Here is a 16,845-nt window from a genome sequence, read left to right on the forward strand (position 1 = left end):
GTGGTGCGAAGCACCACTCTCTCTAAGGTAAGTGATGTTACGTAGAAAGCCCCAAGACCCTCACCCATCTCCCAAAAGGGGAGAGGGGAATAAGAAATTAGTCTTACTCCCCCTCTCCCATCAAGGGAGAGGGGGCTGGGGGGGGGAGGGTTCCAGCAAGGTAATTGTAAAGAGAATAATATGGCAAGTACAGAAGTTGTAGTAATTGGTGGTGGAGCAGCAGGATTTTTTGGCGCAATCCATGCGGCGCAAGCTCCTCATACTCGCGTTACCCTCTTGGAGGCAGGACGGCAACCTCTGGCAAAAGTAAGGGTTTCAGGAGGAGGTCGTTGTAATGTGACCCATCATTGTTTTGAGCCTTCGCAATTAGTCCAGAACTATCCTAGAGGTGGCAAAGCCTTGCGGGGAGCCTTCTCAAAGTTTCAACCCTTAGATGTCGTGCGCTGGTTTAATCAGGAAGGAGTGAAGCTAAAAACTGAAGCCGATGGTCGAATGTTTCCGATTACCGATGATTCGGAAACGATTGTGGAAGCTTTGATGTTTGCCGCAAAAAAGGCTGGTGTTAATCTTCGTACTAATGTTTTAGTCCAAAAAATTGAAGCCAAAATTGAACATTTAGGCGATCGCAAATTTGAGGTGATTCTCAAGAATGGCGAGAAAAATGGCGAGAATATAATCTGCGATCGCCTCTTACTTGCCACAGGTAGCAGTCCTTCGGGCTATGCGATCGCGCGATCACTAGGGCATGAACTTGAGCCGCCCGTTCCTTCTCTATTTACTTTTAATATCAAAGATTCTAAACTGCATGAACTCGCAGGAGTCAGCGTCAACCCTGCCATCGTTAAATTAATTAGTTCGGCTAATTCTGAGAAGAAAAAATCCAGCCTCAATCCCCTAGAACAATCAGGGGCTTTATTAATTACCCATTGGGGTTTAAGTGGTCCAGCCGTATTAAAGTTATCCGCATGGGCGGCGCGAGAACTCCATGAATGCAACTATCAAGCAAAATTAGCGGTTAATTGGATTCCATCTTTAAAAATAGAAGCGATTAAACAAATTCTGCTAACTGCAAAAGCCGATCAACCTAAAAAATTTGTTTCTAACTATTGTCCCTTGGAGATTTCCCTGCGCCTCTGGGAATATTTACTGGATAAAGCGGAGGTAGAATTAGAAAAACGTTGGGCGGATATTTCTAATAAAGCGATTCAGCAAATTGTGAATGTGTTGAGCGCGAGTGAATATGCGATCGCGGGTAAAGGTGTATTTAAGGAAGAGTTTGTCACTTGTGGCGGGATTCGCTTGCAGGATGTGAATTTTCAGACGATGGAAAGCAAAATTTGCTCTGGTTTATTTTTTGCAGGAGAGATCTTAGATATTGATGGTGTGACGGGTGGTTTTAATTTTCAAAATGCTTGGACTACTGCATGGATTGCTGCACAGGGGATTTTGCAAGCTTAGATTTTTTTGAAGATTCTATTTTTCCTGTTATCTCCCTAATTTGTAGCAAAGCAAAACCCCAAAAGCGAGTTGCGGGGCGAAGCGCCGCAACTCGCTTTTGGGGTTTTATGTCCTAAGTAACACTTACATTGCTATGCATTGATTATGACGGTTTGGGAAAACGTCTTAATAGGATTACAGTCCACCAGATTGTGAATAGGACATAGGCTATTAACAAAGCCCAAGGAGCAGGAGCGCTGAGTTCTTTAATCGGACTTAGGTTAGCTAAAAATGTGAGATGAAATATGATCACCATCAATAGCATAGTCGCTACACCAAACCAAGAGAAATGCCCATTGAGAAATTGCAAAGACTCTTCGCGGCGATCGCTTGACAGCCAATATTCACGATGGGGTAAATTGATAATAGATGTTGGTACATACTTAAAAATTAAAGGCAGTATGACCGTAAAGGAACTAGTAACAGCAAGGGCTACAAAATAGGCTATAAAGTAGCCCATCTTAGAAGAAGTTCCATTAACTTTCCCTGCAACATCAAAATGAGAGCCAACGACATCTGGTAGTAATGGATAGAAGTGGATACTTTGGGCGATCGCTAATCCAAATAAAAATAGAACGATATACAACGGTAATTTCATCGCTGTATGCTCCTTAAGTATATTTTTTAGTAATTGTGTTGTGGACGCGAAGCGTCCACAACACAATTACGTTGCATGACTACCAAATTATCTAAGTAAACTAGAAACAAATATATTGTTTGCAGATTGTTGTAACAAAAATCCACCTGTGGGATACGTTAACCCCATCGGGAGGCTAAAGTATAAGTAGATATTTATATGGAGTTAAACGGCGTGTCCTCAAGTGAAATCGCAAATATTTCTGGTCAAGGCATATCAGTATTAGATCAAAATTTAGACCAAATTAAGACTAGCGACCTGCATGTGGTCGAAACCTGCCCATTGCTAGCCCCCGTAGAAGTCAAAACCGAGCTACCCATTACTACGGCGATCGCTAAGGTTGTTTCTGAATCTAGAGCTAGAATTCGCAATATTTTAAACGGTAGCGATCGTCGCTTGTTAGTGGTAGTTGGACCCTGCTCGATCCATGATGTCAAGGCAGCCCGTGAATATGCCGAAAAATTAGCCAAATTTCGCGATGAGGTCAGCGATGCTCTGGAAATCGTGATGCGAGTTTACTTCGAGAAACCGCGCACCACAATTGGCTGGAAAGGCTTAATCAATGACCCACACCTGAATGGGACATTTGATATTAATTACGGTATCCGCATGGCGAGGGGGTTACTACTCGATGTCGCCAAATTAGGCTTGCCCAGTGCTACGGAACTGCTCGATCCCATCGTGCCGCAGTACCTTGCCGATCTGATCTCTTGGACAGCGATCGGCGCAAGAACCACCGAAAGCCAAACCCATCGCGAAATGTCTTCGGGACTATCGATGCCCGTTGGTTTCAAAAATGGCACGGACGGCGGCATTGATGTGGCGATTAACGCGATGCTATCGGCAAGGCAGCCCCACCGTTTTCTTGGGGTTAGCAATGATGGCTTAGCGAGTATTATCACTACTTCAGGCAATCCCGATGGGCATATTGTGTTGCGTGGCGGTAAGCAGGGTCCTAATTACGACAAGGCGCATGTCGAGGCGATCGCCCATCGACTAAGCGATCGCCAGTTACAGCCTTATATGATGGTGGATTGCAGTCACGACAACAGTGGACAAGATTATAAAAATCAGCCGATTGTGTTGCAGGATATTGCCGAGCAGGTGCGTAATGGTTCGGAATATATTGTGGGAGTCATGATCGAAAGCCATCTCAATCGGGGCAAGCAGCCTTTAAAAGATTTGGCAAAGCTGGAATACGGTAAGAGCATTACCGATGGCTGTATTAATTTCGAGACTACGGTTGAGATTTTAAATGATCTCGTTAGCGCCGTTAGATCTGGTCGTTTCTAAATAAAAAAGCACCCTTAGGGTGCTTTTTTATTAGCGCTGTCTAGTTAAACCAAGGGGACAGCGATCGGGCTTACGAAATTCCCATTTTATTGATCCATCCTCTTCTAGTTCTGGTGGTGATAAATCTTCAATAACAGGCGTAAGCCGAATTACAAAATCACTGTAATCAAGCGAATAAGCTTCTTCATAATATTTTTTACGACGCTCAGGATCTTCCTCTATTTCACAACCAATCCAAGCAGGAACAGGCGTATGAGGGCGGGTTCTCTCGAAATATGCCTTTAATGATTCTGGCTCAATTCCCTCACTGATGGGAAATAGATCGGAGCCTATAATCTGATCCCAAGCCGTCGTAATATCGCTAGGCGGATAGGAATAGATTTCCACTTGATACTCATTAGGAGGAACTGTGATATAGCATTGTAAGCAATCGCTATCATTGCTAACTTCCTTCACATTGGGAATATCATCCAAATCATCTCCCAACACTCCTGAAACGATCATTTCTCCACAGGACAAATCCAGTCGCCAACGCACTCGCGCCACCCATTCTTCCTGTTCCTGCTCATTCAAATCGCCCATAACGACGCGAACATTGTAGCCATCATCTTGATAGAGATTCATCGCTAGAAAAGCTTTCTGTTCAAAGATGGCTTTTCTTAATTCAGGTTGGTCATTATTCCAGATTAAATTACAAAATCCATCGTAATCTCGGCTCACAAAATCTTTTGCCCCAACCCAAATCATGCATCCAGCTTCCCAAAAGCCAAATTCAATGCGATCGCCTAAAGCCATAGGTTCAGTCATAAGTCACCTTAATTGTGGTAGCCCCATAGAAGAACGGTAGCGCTTCGTCCCACCCTTCTTCTAGGGAAAGATGTAGTTATAAAACGCCTTTAGAGCTAGGGATTACGCTCGCTCGGCGGGGATCGACTTCGATCGCCACTTTCATGGCACGGGCAAAGGCTTTAAAAGCGGCTTCGATGATGTGGTGGGAGTTTCCGCTTTCTAAAAGACGGATATGTAAGGTCATTTGAGCGTGATTGACTACGGCTTGAAAAAACTCTTTGACTAGCTCGGTGTCGTAAGTTCCCACACGCTGATTGGGAATCACTAAGCTATAGACGAGATAGGGACGACCCGAAAAATCGAGGGCAACCTGCACCAAAGACTCATCAAGGGGAGCCACAAAATGTCCAAAGCGATTAATGCCCTTGCGATCGCCTAGTGCTTGTCCGAGCGCTTGTCCTAATACAATTCCCACATCCTCATTGGTGTGATGGTCATCAATATGCAAGTCGCCTGTAGCTTGGACATCGAGATCGATTAAGCCGTGAGAGCAAATTTGATGCAGCATATGATCGAGAAAGGGAATACCAGTATTGATATTGCCTTTACCTGTGCCATCAAGATTGAGTGCTACGGTGACATCGGTTTCACCAGTTTTGCGGTGGACTTTAGCAATGCGAGGAGTATCGTAGGACATAGCAGAGCAGAAATTGATAAAAGTTGTAAAATGTCAGGCTTACTACACTTTAACCTTAAATTGCGATCGCATTATTTTTTGACGTAGCATGAAGAATTGATTTCGAGGTAATCATGCAAAAGATTTTCAAGTCTCTTCCACTCGCTTTGGGACTGTCTTGTATAGCGATCGCTCCTGCTGTATCTGAAACCATTGCTCAATCTCAAAACTTTGGAGTTGCACCACCCGCTTGCCAAGAGCAAAGCCAAATTGCGCTTAATTTCTGTGCCGTCCGCTGGGCAAAAACTGCTGATTTTTTGCGATCGCTAATTTACGAAGATATCAATGTACGGCTAACTTCGGCAGAGCAGATCCAACTTAAAGCGATCGAAGCAAATTGGAACTCCTATCGAGAGAAACACTGCCAAGATTTGAGCAAACCATTCCGTACTGGTTCCATTTATCCATTGCTTTACCACAGTTGTCGAGCTAGGGTAACAAATGATCGCATTGCCGATTTACTAGGAAAAAGTACTTCTCAACTTTCTCCCGATGAAACATCTCAGCGTCTTGTCAAAGTTCTCAATCAAGATAATCTCAAAAATTCGGCTGGGCAGGTTCAATGGCTACGTTATCAAGCTCTGCAATGTCGATTTGAGGCTTTACAGTTTACTGGGACACCTCAAAGGGCAAAGCAATGTCGCGATCGCTTAGCAGCAAATCGGCTAAGGGAACTAGAATCTCTGATGAAAAGCAGATAGTGAATCGAGTGCTGCCCATAGGGTAGGCGGCACTCGATTCAATTATATTCAATTATGATTAAGTCTATTTTCCGTAATGAGAATGATCGCTGTACCCAGAGCATAGGCAATAATATCCGCCCAATCAAATGTAGAGCCTAAAACAATTACTAAAAGCTTGTACTGACGCAATCCTAGCTTGTCAATAAGATTTAGAGACTGTAAGCCTTCGATCGCACAAGCAAAGATAAAAACTGATAGCGCCACTGCTTTTACGGGGGCTTTCCAAAAAGATCTAATAAAGCAATAGATGAGAATGACAACTAGGACATCGCCAACAAAAGCACGAATCAAGCGATCGTCAAACCAAATTGCGATCCAGACTTCTATTAAAAAGAGAAGAATTGTTAAAAGGAAGTATTTTCGATTGAAGGTAAGTCTATTCGCTAACATCTTTAAAATAAAAGAATGTACTGAATGAATAATAACGAAATAATGGCTAATCGCTTCTTATTTATATTGTTATTGCTTTTGCAACTACTTTGTCTGGGCGTACTGTGGATTAGTTGCTTCCCGGGAGAGCTTGCCGATCTAGGCTTTTTTCTTCTGGTGATTGTATATATTTATGGAATCCCACTTTTAATTGCATTTGTAGTGATAACTGTAGTGGGGATGCAAATCTTGAAGAAAATAAATTTTTTCCCTGCAACTCAAACCTTAATAATCGCCGCCGCCATAACTTTAGGGCTAACAGTAATTTTATTAAAAACCAATCTGCCCCAAACAATTGCCTTTTCGATATCACGTCCTGCATTTGAGGCAGTTATAGCTGATGCGGATAAGCTCAATTCAATCTGTAATAGCAAACCAGTTAAACAACAGGTAGGTTTGTATCGCGTCATAGAATGCGATCGCGATCGTCGTGGTGGTATCTATTTTAGTACTGGGAACCTTCGCTTTATTGATATCTCCGACTTTTATGGATTTGCCTATCAGCCCAACCCCTATGGGAACTACCACTTTGGCTCTGATGTTTATACATATTATCCGATTGTAGGGGAATGGTATGGATTTACAGCAGGTAAGCGTTCTTGAGATTCTGACAAAATCAACTTAAGCCTATCCTGCATAGCGATCGCGCCCATCATTCGCAATACATCTTAGCTTAGAGATAGCATAGACTCTGATAGGCTTAAACAGAGACTTCAGAACTAAGAGCGTTGACAACCCAAATGGCAACAAATATACCAACCAACCAAGTTTGGCACGCCCTAACGGCTGAAGAAGCGATCGCCGCTTTGGATGCTAATCCAGAGTTAGGGCTAGAGTCATGGCAAATTAGCGATCGCCGTACCGCCTATGGACGCAATGAGCTAAGCAGTAAAGCGGGACGTACCAAGCTCAGTATTTTTGTCGATCAGTTTACAAATATCATGCTGCTGATGCTGATGGGCGTGGCAGTCGTGTCGGCGGTGTTGGATTTGCGGGTGGGTAATTTTCCGAAAGATGCGGTGGCGATCGCGGCGATCGTCATTCTCAACGGGATTCTGGGCTATGTGCAGGAGAGTCGGGCGGAAGACTCTCTTGCCGCCCTCAAATGCATGGCGGCTCCCAATGTGCGCGTATTGAGGGAAGGCAAGGTTGCGGAAATTCTGTCGGCGGAATTAGTCTTAGGGGATATTGTATTTGTCGATGCGGGGATGCAGATTGCGGCGGATGGGCGCTTGTTAGAAGCAGCGAATCTGAAGGTTAGGGAAGGAGCGCTCACTGGGGAATCACAGGGAGTTACGAAGATTGCGGATCAAGTATTTGGAGAAGATGAGTCCTTAGGCGATCGCCGCAATATGGTATTTCAGGGAACTGAGGTACTGCAGGGGCGTGGCATGATGGTGGTGACTGCTACGGGAATGCAGACGGAATTAGGAAAGATTGCCAATCTGCTGCAAGATGTGGAATTGGAAGAAACGCCATTACAGAAGCGGATGACGGAACTTTCTGAGGCTTTGGTGATTGCCTCTTTGTTGTTAGTGGCTCTAGTAATTGGGGTGGGATTATGGCGGCAGGGTGATTTTGTGAAGTTACTCAATACTTCCCTGAGTATGGCAGTAGCAGCAGTTCCTGAAGGCTTGCCTGCGGTAATTACGGTGACGCTTGCCCTAGGAACGCAAAGAATGGTCAAACGCAAGGTGCTTATTCGCAAATTACCTGCGGTAGAAACCCTCGGTTCGGTTACTACTATTTGCTCTGACAAAACGGGAACTCTGACCCAAAACAAAATGGTTGCCGAAAGTGTGTTTACAGCGAATTATGCGGCTCAAATTAGTGGGACGGGTTATGAACCGATTGGTGATTTTGCGATCGCCAGAGTAGCAGGAGACATGATTGCTAGTAATCTCAGTGTTTATCAATGTTCGGAACTGCAACTTCTGCTAGCAGCAAGTGCGATTTGTAATGATGCCTATTTACAAAAAAATGCTTCTAGCTATCAAGGAACAAGGGGCTTAAGCCCCTCGCCTGTTAACGTAGACAGTTCCCAATGGAAAATTATTGGTGATCCAACGGAAGGAGCTTTACTTACATTGGCGGGGAAGGCAAACCTTTGGCAATCGCAATTCAATAAATATTTTACTAGGGTTGCCGAAATTCCTTTTACCTCTGAGCGTAAGTTGATGAGTGCGATCGCTGCCATTCAAAGTATGGATGCTGAAGATACGCCCGAATCAGTGCGAATGATCGCCAGTTTATTACCCGATGCGCCCTATTTCTTGTTTTGCAAGGGTTCACCCGAATTAGTTCTTGAGCGATGCGATCGCGTGCAGATGGATAAGCAAATTAGCTCCATTACAATTTCCCAAAGATCCGCAATTAATCTCCAAAACACCCTGCTGGCGACTAAGGGAATGCGTGTATTAGGACTTGCCTATTTACCATTAAATAAAATCCCCACGGAAGCAGAACTTTTGAACATGGAAAACAAGCTGGTGTGGCTAGGTTTAGTGGGTATTCGTGATGCGCTGAGGTCAGAGGCGGCGGTTGCGGTACAGATTAGCCGCCATGCAGGGATTCACACGATCATGATTACAGGCGATCATCAACTGACGGCTCAGGCGATCGCCCGTGATTTGAATATCTTCTCTCCTGAAAACGATAAAGTTCTCACAGGACAAGAAATTGAATTAATGGATGATGATGAGTTAACTGAAATTGCTCGCCAAACTGCGGTCTATGCCAGAGTTTCACCTGAGCATAAATTACGGATTGTCCAAGCCCTGCAAAGACGGGGTGAGGTGGTGGCGATGACAGGGGATGGCGTTAATGACGCTCCCGCCTTGAAACAGGCGAATATTGGCATCGCAATGGGGATTACAGGTACGGATGTTTCTAAAGAAGCTAGCGACATGATCTTGCTCGATGATAACTATGCAACGATTGTGGCAGCAACGGAGGAGGGGCGCACAGTCTACGCGAATATCCGTCGCTTTATCAAATATATTCTCGGTAGTAATGTCGGTGAAGTTATTGCGATCGCTTCTACGCCATTTCTAGGATTTGGCGCAGTTCCTTTGACTCCATTGCAAATTTTATGGATGAATCTCGTCACCGATGGCGTGCCAGCCCTCGCCCTTGCCGTGGAGCCTGCCGAAGCCGATGTCATGGAGCGTCCTCCCTTTAATCCTCAAGAGAATATTTTTTCGCGGGGCTTAGGTTGGTATATTCTGCGAATTGGTGTGGTTTTTGGATTGCAGACGATCGCCTTAATGCAGATCGCCTATAACTCTGGCAATCCCTCATGGCAGGAGCATTGGAAGACAATCACCTTTACGACGCTCTGTATCGCGCAGATGGGTCATGCACTCTCCTGTCGTTCTGAATCTAAATTGCTAATTGAATTAAATCCTATTTCTAATCCCTATTTATTAGTTTCCGTGATCTTCACCACGATTTTGCAACTCTCATTACTCTATGTACCATCGTTAAGGCAATTCTTTGGCACTGATGCTCTGACAGCCTCAGAATTAGGCTTATGCTTTGGATTTAGTATGCTCCTAGTCCTCTGGACAGAATCTGAGAAAATTTTCTCTAGACTGTGGGCGCAGCGTCGGGTGACAAAATCTTCTATCAAGAGTCAGATCTAAGCCGATGAAAAAAAAATTTCCTTGGTTGCGATCGCTAATTGTTTTAGGCTGCTTTGGTCTAGTAATTTCCTTTGTAATTCCTTTACTTGATCGCATTATCCAAATCTATCAACTGGTTGCCAAATCTTCGCCAATCTTGGGCGGGTTTGTGGTGCTGTTGGTGATGGGAGTATTAGCAGGATTATTTTTTGTAACTTGGCGATATATCAATCTTTTCCAAGCCGAGCCAACGCCACCCCGCCCAATTCCTGACGCACCCACCGATAAAATCGAAGCGGCTCAAGATAGCCTCGAAGTCCTAGAACGTCAAGTCGAGCAGATTCAAGATGAGGTGATGCGGCGATCGCTAGCTGAGCAAACCGAACAATTAAAACAGAACTTCATTCGTCAAGAATTGCGCGTTGTCGTTTTTGGTGTTGGTTCCGCAGGCAAAACTTCTCTTGTTAATGGATTGCTGGATTTATCACTGCAAGAGATTGAAAATAAAGGGGAAGTTGGGGCAACGATGGGAACCACGCAGCTAGGAAAAGTCTATACCCCCGTCCAGTTTCAAAATCTGGAAGTACCAATTCAATTTACCGATTGCCCCGGAATTTTAGAGGCGAGTGCCTTGGGTAGCGATCGCGAACAGGAAGCACGAAAAATTGCGACTGAGGCAGACTTGATCGTATTTGTGGTTGATGATGATTTGCGGCGCTCAGAATTTGAAGTCCTGAAAGCGCTTACAGAAATTGGCAAGCGGACAATTCTCGCCTTTAATAAAATTGATCGCCTCACCAAAAGCGATCGCGAAATAATTCAAACTAGTTTGCGATCGCGAGTTCTGAGTTTTATTACACCTGAAGATGTGGTGGCGATCGCGGCTAGCCCTGCGGCGATTACTCTCGACAATGGTGAAGTCATCACCCCTAAGCCGAAAATCCAGCCATTGCTAGCCCGTATTTTGGATATTCTCAGCTATGAAGGCGATGAATTGGTGGCGGACAATGTGTTGTTGCGATCGCAAAGGCTAACGGAAGAAACTCGCGAAGTTCTTTCGCAACAGCAACAAGCGGAAGCCGAAAAAGTGGTGGAGAAGTTCCAATGGTTAGTGGTTGGCGTAGTATTCGCCACGCCTTTACCCGTGGTTGATTTATTAGCTACTGCTGCGATTAATGCTCAAATGGTTGTGGAAATTGGTCGAGTTTACGGCTGTGAAATCAATATTGATCGCGGTAAAGAGTTAGCGAATTCTCTAACCCGTACTTTAGTGAGTCTCGGCATTGTCAAAGGGGTAGTTCAGATCGTGACTACCGCAATTTCCGTAACCTTAGTGGGCTTAGTTCTCAAGGCAACAATTCAATCAGTAACGGCAGCTTACTTAACACGCATTGCTGGCAAGAGTTTTATCGAATATTTTAGCCGCGATCGCGATTGGGGGGATGGTGGTATTGCGGAAGTTGTGCAGCGTCAGTTCCAATTAAATCGCCGTGATGAGTTTCTCAAGACTTTTGTGCAAGATGCCGTCAATCGGGTAATGGTTTTGGTGAAGCAGTAAATGTAAGAACCAATTTTTGAGGGGTGCGGCTTCGCCGCACGCCCCCAAAAAATTAAATCGCAGACTCCTAGGCTGCATTTGTTACAGAAAAATGATAATCTTAATAAAAAGTTAAGTTTTGTTGCTCCCTTAAACCTATGCTTCGTCTCGAACATATTCAGAAAATTTATCCCACTGGCGAAGTCCTCAAAGACGTTAACTGGGAAGTCAAAACAGGCGATCGCATCGGCTTGGTTGGCGTAAATGGCGCAGGGAAATCAACACAGCTAAAAATCATTGCGGGGGAAATCGAGCCGACCGCAGGGCAAATCGTGCGACCCTCCAGCCTCAAAATCGCCTATCTCAGCCAAGAATTTGATATCGAAGAAACCCGCACCGTCAAACAAGAGATGTGGCAAGCATTTCAAGAAGTGCGCGAAATCCAAAAAGAACTAGCGATCATTCATCACCACCTTGAAAACCTCAAGGATGGCGAAGACTACGAACCAATCTTGAAGAAGATGGATCGCTACCAACGGCAATTTGAAGATCACAATGGCTACGAACTCGAAAGCCGTATCGACAAAATCCTGCCAGAGCTAGGCTTTAAATCCGATGATGGCGATCGCTTCGTTAGCGAATATAGCGGCGGCTGGCAAATGCGGATGGGCTTAGGCAAGATTTTGCTGCAATCCCCTGATCTGCTGCTACTGGACGAACCGACAAACCATTTGGACTTAGAAACCATTGAATGGCTAGAGAAATATTTGCGATCGCTCAGCACCCCCATGGTGATCGTCTCCCATGACCGTGAATTTCTTGATCGCCTCTGTACCTCAATTGTCGAAACCGAGCGCGGCGTATCCACTACCTACTTGGGTAACTACACCTCCTACCTCACCCAAAAAGCCGAAGCTAGAGCCGCTCAGGGAGCAGCCTTTGAGCGTCAACAGAAATACATTGAAAAGCAACAGGTATTCGTCGATCGCTTCCGTGCTAGCGCCACTCGTAGCACCCAAGCCAAGAGTCGCGAAAAGCAACTCGACAAAATCGATCGCATCGAAGCCCCCGACTCCGATGTGCGTACCCTCAAATTCCACTTCCCTCCTGCATCTCGCAGTGGGCGAGTCACCGTCGAAGTTAAAGACCTTACCCATGCCTACGGTGAGCAAATTCTCTTCTTAGGCGCAAATCTGGAAATCGAAAGAGGCGATCGGGTCGCTTTCCTCGGGCCCAATGGCGCAGGCAAATCCACCCTGCTCAAAATGGTCGTTGGCAAAGAACCCTACAACGAAGGCGAAATTAACCTCGGTCACAATGTTCTTGTGGGCTATTTCGAGCAGAATCAAGCCGAAGCCCTCGACCTCCACAAAGATGTATTTCACACCATCCACGATGATTTCCCCAAAATGACCCACGAGGAAGTGCGTGGCGTACTGGGCAAATTCCTTTTTAGCGGCGATACCGTCTTTAAAAATGTGCGTGACCTCAGTGGCGGCGAAAAGGCAAGACTTGCCCTTGCGAAAATGTTGCTCACCCCCGTAAATTTCCTCATTCTCGACGAGCCGACTAACCACCTTGATATTCCCGCCAAGGAAATGCTCGAAGCCGCCTTACGCGAATACGAAGGTACTGTAGCGGTCATCTCCCACGATCGCTACTTTATTTCACAGGTTGCTAACAAAATCATCGAGATCCGTGATGGCGATCTGGTGGTTTATGCAGGTGACTACGCCTACTATCAAGAGAAACGGGAAGAAGAAACCCGCGAGGCGAAGTATAAGGCGGAAATGGCGGCAAAAGCGGCTAAGGATGCCGTAAAGAAAGAAAAAGAAAAGGCAAAACAAGCGGAGAAACGTCAAGAAAAGCAACAACAAAAGGCGAAAGCAAAGTAATATGCAATTATCTAACTAGAGAAATCTGAGTCTCATCCTTTAGTTCTCTAGTTATAGCTATTTCTTATGTTGAATCACATTGCTAAAAGACGCAATTTGATAGAACGATATTCCCAAGGAGAACGAAACTTTGAGGGATTAGATTTAAAGGGAGTAGATTTAAGTAAAGTCGATCTTAGTCATGCGATTTTACGCAATACAAATCTAATTTTTGCGAATCTATGGGAGGCAACTCTCTGCGATACCGATCTATCAGGAGCAAATTTATCCGACGCAGATCTTTGCGGCGCATCATTACTTGACGCAAATCTTAGCAATGCGAATATTTCCCGTACAAATTTTAGCTATGCAGGACTAAGTGGCGCTAAATTTGACAATGTGATCTTGAGCAATGCTAATTTTAGAATTGCTATTTTAAACTGTACAAACCTTCATGGTTTAGATTTTAGAAATGCTAATCTAAACAAAGCATACTTGTTAGAAACCAATCTTTCTAACTCTGATTTGAGTAATGCTAACTTACATCATGCTTTTCTGTTTCGTGCAAATTTGAGTCGTGCGAATTTGCAAAATGCCGATCTTAGTGAGGCAGATCTAAGCGAGGCAAGCTTGCATGGCGCTAACTTGACGGGGGCAAATCTTAGCGAAGTAGATTTACGTGAAGCCGATCTGGATGGGATCGACTTTACCGATATAAATCTTCGACTTGCCAATTTAAGTGGTTTAAATTTGAGCAATGTCAATTTTGTTGGTTGTAATCTCAGTAAAGCAATTCTGCAAAATACGATTTTACGAGGAGCTTGTTTTAATGGAGCAAATCTATGGAATGCTGATTTGACAGGAGCCGATTTGACAGGAGCAAATTTAGTTGGCGCTGATTTAAGGGGAGCAAATCTAGAGAGTGCAAATTTAAAAAATGCATCACTAGATGTGGGGTGGATGGATTTGGTCAGGATCTGTCAAACAACATTACCAGATGGCAATGTTTCAACTCGAATCTGTCGAGTTTAATAGGATTCTATGGGGATAAGTAATGTAAGGCTGAGCCTGTCATAAGTACAAAATCCTTTGTCTAAGTTTTGACTAGCGATTGGTATATTTTAGTGAAAATGAAAGACCTATTTACTTTTAAAGATGACAACCTGTTGCGAATGGCGCTAACCCACCGTTCCTATGTTCATGAAAATCCAAATGTGGGGGAAGACAATGAGCGTTTGGAATTTTTGGGTGATGCAATTTTAAATTTTTTAAGTGGTTCTTATCTTTATCGTCAACATCCCGAATTAGGAGAAGATGAGCTTACCCGCCGTCGAGCTGCCTTGGTGGATGAAAAGCAATTAGCAAATTTTGCGATCGCCTTGGACTTAGATTCGCAAATATTATTGGGAAGGGGGGCTTTGCGCGATGGAGGAAATAAGAGTGACAATCTCTTGAGTTGTGCCTTTGAAGCGATGATCGGGGCTTTTTATTTAGATAATAACTGTGATGTGGAGGCGGTTCGTCCTGCGGTAGAGGCACTATTTACCTCCGTGCCGCCTGAGTTAGTCAATACCCGTGCTGATCTAGATGCCAAAAACCGTCTACAGGAATGGGTACAGTCCTATATCGGTCATACTTTGCCAAGGTATATCACGGAAAAAGTGGGGGGAACCGATCATACGCCCGAATTTGCGTCTAAAGTATATGTTGGCGATCGCCTCTATGGTCAGAGTATGCGAAACTTTTCTAGCAAAAAGGAAGCTGAACGCGCCGCCGCCTTAGATGCATTAGAACAAATAGAAAGAATGTTATAAGCCAGTTAACCCTGATTTGGGATTCGCAGTAAAATAAGAACCCAATTTTTTGATGGTGCGGCGAAGCCGCACCATCAAAAAATTGGGTCTTTATTAATTTGCAAAGCCCAAAGCAGGGTTAACTGGCAGGAACAAAGCTATGATAGAAGACTGGTTAATTATTGGCAAAATCGTCTCACCGCAAGGGCTTAAGGGTGAGTTAAGAATTTTATCCTATTCTGATTTCCCTGAGCGTTTTGAAGATGCTGGCAAGCGCTGGATTGCACCATCGGAAAAAGTAGAACCTCAAGAGGTGCAAATGCTCTCGGGTCGTGAGGTGGCGGGCAAAAAAAATCTCTTTGTGGTGCGCCTTGAGGGCATTAATGATTGCGATCAAGCTGAAGCGTTACGGAATTATGTGATGATGATTCCCACTAGCGATCGCCCCTATCTAGAGCCGAATGAGTATATGATTGCCGATCTGGTGGGCTGTAATGTCTATCATCAAGACACAGGCAAGCTTTTGGGTGAGGTGATTAGCATCATCTCCGCAGGTAATGACTTGCTAGAAGTTCGCAATCCCGAAAATGCAGAAATCGAATTAATTCCCTTTGTTGAAGCGATCGCTCCCTTTGTCGATATCAATCAAAAAAGAATTGAAGTTACTCCTCCCAAAGGGCTAATCGATAAATGGCTTTGATTTTTTCTTAGCAAAACTTGTCCCGAAATCCCAAAGCCCAAAATGGTGTAGCCATTTTGGGCTTTGGGATTGGTAGAGCTACATTTTTGATTAAAATCCCTTTGGTACATCCACCCATTTTTTCTGCTCATGGGACTCTTGGGTTAAATCCATTAGTAACTGTGACCATGCCCCCTCATAAAGGCTCGGTGTCATCGGTTGACCAGATTGAATTGACTGTACCCAGCGATCGCATATAGCCAGAACAGGCGCAAGCCGACCATCACTATAGGTTTTGGGTAGATCGTATTCGGGTGGAATCGGGACAATTTCCATTTCGGGGCGATCGAGTTTACCTTGTCGCAAACTGAAACCATGCACATAGTCGGCTTGATTAGAACTTCCGAGTACTAACGTTCCATTCTCGCCATAAACGGAGAGCCAATGCCCCCGCCCCCGATAGGTGACAGTGCTAAGGGAAATATTGCAGGGAGTACCGTCGGCAAGTTCCAATAAAATGTTGCAAGTATCGTCGGCATCCACGGAGCGCAAAATCCCCTCAGCATCAGGACGTTCAGTAATACCAGTAGTGAGTTGTCCAGACAGACTTTTGATATCGCCAAATAGCCAACGAACATAATCAAAAGCATGGGAACCGATCGCCCCTAGTGCGCCGCCACCGTATGCTTTTTGGCTATACCAATTCCACACCCGCTTGGGATCAGCCCGACCTTGCACTAGCCAATCAATCGTAATCATGCGCTTTTTGCCCACATGATTGTTATCTAGCAAGTGTTTAAAATATTTCCACTGGGGGACGCAACGAAATTCAAAATCTGTTGCGGTAATAACTTGTTTCTCTTGGGCGAGACGATATAGGGCGATCGCCTCTTGGAAATTCATCGTCACAGGTTTTTCTAGCAAAATATGCTTTTCTGCTTCGATCGCCATTTTTGCCTGTGCATAATGAAAGCTGGGCGGTGTAGAAATTGTGACCGCTTGAACTGACTGAAGCGCAAGTAAATCTTCGAGGTGATCGCAAGCATGGGGGATGCCGAACTTATCCGCAATTTGCTGGGCTTTGTGGCGATCGCGATGATATACGGCGACAACTTCTGTATCTGGATGAATTTGGAGAGCAGGAATATGGATAATCTGTCCAAACCCTGTGCCAATAATACCAACACCAATTTTTGACATATTTTTACTCCATAA

General features: G+C 44.7%; 15 protein-coding genes. 10 read left to right on the forward strand and 5 right to left on the reverse strand.

The features are described 5' to 3' along the window. The first annotated feature begins 180 nt into the window (after positions 1-180). A complete protein-coding gene (locus H6F42_RS04180; protein ID WP_190398104.1) occupies positions 181-1,458 on the forward strand; it encodes an NAD(P)/FAD-dependent oxidoreductase in 1,278 nt (425 codons plus the stop codon). A gap of 142 nt (positions 1,459-1,600) precedes the next feature. Here H6F42_RS04180 and H6F42_RS04185 read toward each other — a convergent pair whose 3' ends face one another. Beyond that, positions 1,601-2,095: a DUF1648 domain-containing protein gene (locus tag H6F42_RS04185; protein WP_190398105.1), complete on the reverse strand. Its 495-nt coding sequence runs from the start codon at positions 2,093-2,095 to the stop codon at positions 1,601-1,603. A gap of 198 nt (positions 2,096-2,293) precedes the next feature. Between H6F42_RS04185 and H6F42_RS04190 the strand changes: the two genes are divergently transcribed. Then, the gene (locus tag H6F42_RS04190) at positions 2,294-3,427 is read left to right on the forward strand and encodes a 3-deoxy-7-phosphoheptulonate synthase (protein ID WP_199288896.1); all 1,134 of its coding nucleotides are present in this window, start codon (positions 2,294-2,296) and stop codon (positions 3,425-3,427) included. Between the two features lie 30 nt (positions 3,428-3,457). On the opposite strand, the gene H6F42_RS04195 is transcribed toward H6F42_RS04190, so the two are convergent. Together H6F42_RS04195 and hisB are read right to left on the reverse strand one after the other, a co-directional pair. Then, positions 3,458-4,234: a hypothetical protein gene (locus tag H6F42_RS04195; RefSeq protein ID WP_190398106.1), complete on the reverse strand. Its 777-nt coding sequence runs from the start codon at positions 4,232-4,234 to the stop codon at positions 3,458-3,460. A 76-nt stretch (positions 4,235-4,310) separates the two neighbouring features. Beyond that, entirely contained in the window at positions 4,311-4,913 is a 603-nt protein-coding gene (hisB, locus tag H6F42_RS04200; protein WP_190398107.1) for an imidazoleglycerol-phosphate dehydratase HisB, read from the reverse strand. A gap of 113 nt (positions 4,914-5,026) precedes the next feature. Between hisB and H6F42_RS04205 the strand changes: the two genes are divergently transcribed. Beyond that, positions 5,027-5,653: a lysozyme inhibitor LprI family protein gene (locus H6F42_RS04205; protein WP_190398108.1), complete on the forward strand. Its 627-nt coding sequence runs from the start codon at positions 5,027-5,029 to the stop codon at positions 5,651-5,653. 48 nt (positions 5,654-5,701) lie between these two features. Here the strand turns inward: H6F42_RS04205 and H6F42_RS04210 are convergent, their stop codons facing one another. Next, complete coding sequence (locus H6F42_RS04210) at positions 5,702-6,085, reverse strand: DUF2809 domain-containing protein (RefSeq protein ID WP_190398109.1); 384 nt, start codon at positions 6,083-6,085, stop codon at positions 5,702-5,704. A gap of 24 nt (positions 6,086-6,109) precedes the next feature. On the opposite strand from H6F42_RS04210, the gene H6F42_RS04215 reads away from it, so the two are divergent. From H6F42_RS04215 to rimM, 7 genes are all read left to right on the forward strand, one after another. Further along, positions 6,110-6,727, forward strand: coding sequence for a hypothetical protein (locus H6F42_RS04215; protein WP_190398110.1), 618 nt, complete (start codon positions 6,110-6,112; stop codon positions 6,725-6,727). 137 nt (positions 6,728-6,864) lie between these two features. Continuing rightward, complete coding sequence (locus tag H6F42_RS04220; RefSeq protein ID WP_190398111.1) at positions 6,865-9,768, forward strand: cation-translocating P-type ATPase; 2,904 nt, start codon at positions 6,865-6,867, stop codon at positions 9,766-9,768. A gap of 4 nt (positions 9,769-9,772) precedes the next feature. Next, complete coding sequence (locus H6F42_RS04225) at positions 9,773-11,305, forward strand: GTP-binding protein (RefSeq protein ID WP_190398112.1); 1,533 nt, start codon at positions 9,773-9,775, stop codon at positions 11,303-11,305. 137 nt (positions 11,306-11,442) lie between these two features. After that, on the forward strand, positions 11,443-13,179 hold the full coding sequence (locus tag H6F42_RS04230) for an ABC-F family ATP-binding cassette domain-containing protein (RefSeq protein WP_190398113.1): 1,737 nt from the start codon (positions 11,443-11,445) through the stop codon (positions 13,177-13,179). Positions 13,180-13,245: 66 nt separating this feature from the next. Continuing rightward, a complete protein-coding gene (locus H6F42_RS04235; protein ID WP_190398114.1) occupies positions 13,246-14,190 on the forward strand; it encodes a pentapeptide repeat-containing protein in 945 nt (314 codons plus the stop codon). Between the two features lie 98 nt (positions 14,191-14,288). Further along, positions 14,289-14,972: a ribonuclease III gene (rnc, locus tag H6F42_RS04240; protein ID WP_190398115.1), complete on the forward strand. Its 684-nt coding sequence runs from the start codon at positions 14,289-14,291 to the stop codon at positions 14,970-14,972. A gap of 139 nt (positions 14,973-15,111) precedes the next feature. Next, positions 15,112-15,651 carry a ribosome maturation factor RimM gene (rimM, locus tag H6F42_RS04245; RefSeq protein WP_190398116.1) on the forward strand — a complete coding sequence of 180 codons (540 nt, stop codon included), beginning with the start codon at positions 15,112-15,114 and terminating at the stop codon, positions 15,649-15,651. Positions 15,652-15,741: 90 nt separating this feature from the next. Here rimM and H6F42_RS04250 read toward each other — a convergent pair whose 3' ends face one another. Next, a complete protein-coding gene (locus H6F42_RS04250) occupies positions 15,742-16,830 on the reverse strand; it encodes a Gfo/Idh/MocA family oxidoreductase (protein WP_190398117.1) in 1,089 nt (362 codons plus the stop codon). Between the last annotated feature and the right edge of the window lie 15 nt (positions 16,831-16,845).

The sequence above is a fragment of the Pseudanabaena sp. FACHB-1998 genome, from assembly GCF_014696355.1.
Lineage (GTDB): Bacteria > Cyanobacteriota > Cyanobacteriia > Pseudanabaenales > Pseudanabaenaceae > Pseudanabaena.

What these genes read in the sequence shown, in the direction of transcription:
- H6F42_RS04180 (WP_190398104.1), top strand. Translation starts at nt 181, where the DNA reads ATGGCAAGTACAGAAGTTGTAGTAATTGGTGGTGGAGCAGCAGGATTT.
- H6F42_RS04185 (WP_190398105.1), bottom strand. Translation starts at nt 2,095, where the DNA reads ATGAAATTACCGTTGTATATCGTTCTATTTTTATTTGGATTAGCGATC.
- H6F42_RS04190 (WP_199288896.1), top strand. Translation starts at nt 2,294, where the DNA reads ATGGAGTTAAACGGCGTGTCCTCAAGTGAAATCGCAAATATTTCTGGT.
- H6F42_RS04195 (WP_190398106.1), bottom strand. Translation starts at nt 4,234, where the DNA reads ATGACTGAACCTATGGCTTTAGGCGATCGCATTGAATTTGGCTTTTGG.
- hisB (WP_190398107.1), bottom strand. Translation starts at nt 4,913, where the DNA reads ATGTCCTACGATACTCCTCGCATTGCTAAAGTCCACCGCAAAACTGGT.
- H6F42_RS04205 (WP_190398108.1), top strand. Translation starts at nt 5,027, where the DNA reads ATGCAAAAGATTTTCAAGTCTCTTCCACTCGCTTTGGGACTGTCTTGT.
- H6F42_RS04210 (WP_190398109.1), bottom strand. Translation starts at nt 6,085, where the DNA reads ATGTTAGCGAATAGACTTACCTTCAATCGAAAATACTTCCTTTTAACA.
- H6F42_RS04215 (WP_190398110.1), top strand. Translation starts at nt 6,110, where the DNA reads ATGAATAATAACGAAATAATGGCTAATCGCTTCTTATTTATATTGTTA.
- H6F42_RS04220 (WP_190398111.1), top strand. Translation starts at nt 6,865, where the DNA reads ATGGCAACAAATATACCAACCAACCAAGTTTGGCACGCCCTAACGGCT.
- H6F42_RS04225 (WP_190398112.1), top strand. Translation starts at nt 9,773, where the DNA reads ATGAAAAAAAAATTTCCTTGGTTGCGATCGCTAATTGTTTTAGGCTGC.
- H6F42_RS04230 (WP_190398113.1), top strand. Translation starts at nt 11,443, where the DNA reads ATGCTTCGTCTCGAACATATTCAGAAAATTTATCCCACTGGCGAAGTC.
- H6F42_RS04235 (WP_190398114.1), top strand. Translation starts at nt 13,246, where the DNA reads ATGTTGAATCACATTGCTAAAAGACGCAATTTGATAGAACGATATTCC.
- rnc (WP_190398115.1), top strand. Translation starts at nt 14,289, where the DNA reads ATGAAAGACCTATTTACTTTTAAAGATGACAACCTGTTGCGAATGGCG.
- rimM (WP_190398116.1), top strand. Translation starts at nt 15,112, where the DNA reads ATGATAGAAGACTGGTTAATTATTGGCAAAATCGTCTCACCGCAAGGG.
- H6F42_RS04250 (WP_190398117.1), bottom strand. Translation starts at nt 16,830, where the DNA reads ATGTCAAAAATTGGTGTTGGTATTATTGGCACAGGGTTTGGACAGATT.